The 1495-nt window shown below is 45.3% G+C and carries 1 protein-coding gene and 2 tRNA genes; 1 reads left to right on the top strand and 2 read right to left on the bottom strand.

Annotated elements, in window-relative coordinates; all coding sequences use genetic code 11:
• Window positions 1-2 precede the first annotated feature (2 nt).
• Window positions 3-75: transfer RNA gene (locus tag EXT46_RS15575), tRNA-Ala, on the bottom strand.
• A 267-nt stretch (window positions 76-342) separates the two neighbouring features.
• Window positions 343-1149 (bottom strand): class III extradiol ring-cleavage dioxygenase, encoded by an 807-nt coding sequence (locus EXT46_RS15580; protein WP_165381142.1) that lies wholly within the window; start codon window positions 1147-1149, stop codon window positions 343-345.
• A 269-nt stretch (window positions 1150-1418) separates the two neighbouring features.
• Between EXT46_RS15580 and EXT46_RS15585 the strand changes: the two genes are divergently transcribed.
• A tRNA-Val gene (locus EXT46_RS15585) sits at window positions 1419-1494 on the top strand.
• Window position 1495: the final 1 nt, after the last annotated feature.

Consider the following 1495-nt stretch of genomic DNA (forward strand, 5'->3'; position numbering starts at 1 on the left):
GGTGGAGCTAGGCGGGATCGAACCGCCGACCTCTTGCATGCCATGCAAGCGCTCTCCCAGCTGAGCTATAGCCCCAAACAGCATGAGATAAACTGCCAAACTTGCGGTGTTCATCTCGTTGAGTGCGGGGCGCATTCTATGCACCCCCCTAAACAAAGTCAACACTTTTTAAGTAACTTTTTACTGACCGAAGCAATTTTAGCCAAGACGCGCAAAGGATAGACAAAAACAGTCAAATATGGCTCTTTATTAACCACTTACCTACTTTGATACAGATAAATATCGGTATCTATTTTGTGGTTATTTCGTCAGCCAAAATATCACCTTAATCGCAACGACCACTTATGCCTCTAGTTGCCATAATAAAAAGCTGGCTTTCCACCCCATAATTTCTGTTGAGATATGGGTATCAGGTCGACAGCGAGCTGCTCCATATGCACAGTGTAAAGGCAACAAGTGTTCTGACGTGGGCTGACAATAAAGTGCACCAGGTGCTGTTCGCCACGCAATTAACTGCTGTTGGCGCTGCTTTTCACTCATTGGCGCCTGCAAAGTGTGTATGAGCCAATCTTCAAACTGTCGATTATACCCCTGAGTATCATCAATCGGTCCTTTTTTAAATGCAGCCATATTATGAAAGGTGAAACCTGAACCAAGTAACAGTACGTTATCAAGATCAGCAACAGCATTTGCGAGGTGTTGCCCTAACTCTACATGAAAGCGCTCATCTAAACCGCCATGCAATGATATTTGTACACAAGGGACGTCTGCATCTGGATACATTAACTTTAACGGTACAAAAACACCATGATCTAGCCCTCGTTGCTGCTCAATAAGAGTAGGTATACCTTGGTGTTGTAAATAACCGGCTAAGTAGTTGGCAACTCGAGTATGACCCGTGCAAGGATAAGCAATATCATAGGCCGCCCTATCAAAACCGTAATAATCATAAAACAAAGCTGGCTTTGGCTGGGTATTAATAGCGATCCCCTCCTCTGTAAGCCAATGCGCGCTTATTACAATAACAAGCCGAGGCTTAGGGATTTGAGTCGTTAGTTTTGCTAATGCATCACGCATACCTGTGTGACTTGGTTCCGCCAATAGAGGTAACGGCCCTCCCCCGTGGGAGATAAAAAGACTGTGATTCATAATGGGCTCCATAAATAAGGCCTTCATTATTGCGCTGGTATCGATACCTATATAGCCCTATGAACGCACATCCCTTGTTACCACGCGCACAATTATGACTCACATAAGCGGGAGTGCAGGCTTCGCGTGCGTAGTTGATGAACAGGTTGTTTATAAAACCCGCATATAAAACAAAATGTGCAACTCAAGTGTTGACAGTCTTTCGTCTCTATCTATAATAGCGCCCCACAACAGCGAGAGAGGTTTCCTCACTCTTTGTTGCCAGATGTGGGTTGTTAGCTCAGTTGGGAGAGCATCGCCCTTACAAGGCGAGGGTCACTGGTTCAAGTCCAGTACAACCCACCAT

Origin of the sequence: Pseudoalteromonas sp. CO325X (genome assembly GCF_004208955.1) — a bacterium.
GTDB classification, from domain to species: Bacteria; Pseudomonadota; Gammaproteobacteria; order Enterobacterales; family Alteromonadaceae; genus Pseudoalteromonas; species Pseudoalteromonas ruthenica.

Bases quoted from the DNA above. Each gene is read 5' to 3' on its own strand.
- EXT46_RS15580 (WP_165381142.1), bottom strand. From the start codon at position 1,149: ATGAATCACAGTCTTTTTATCTCCCACGGGGGAGGGCCGTTACCTCTA.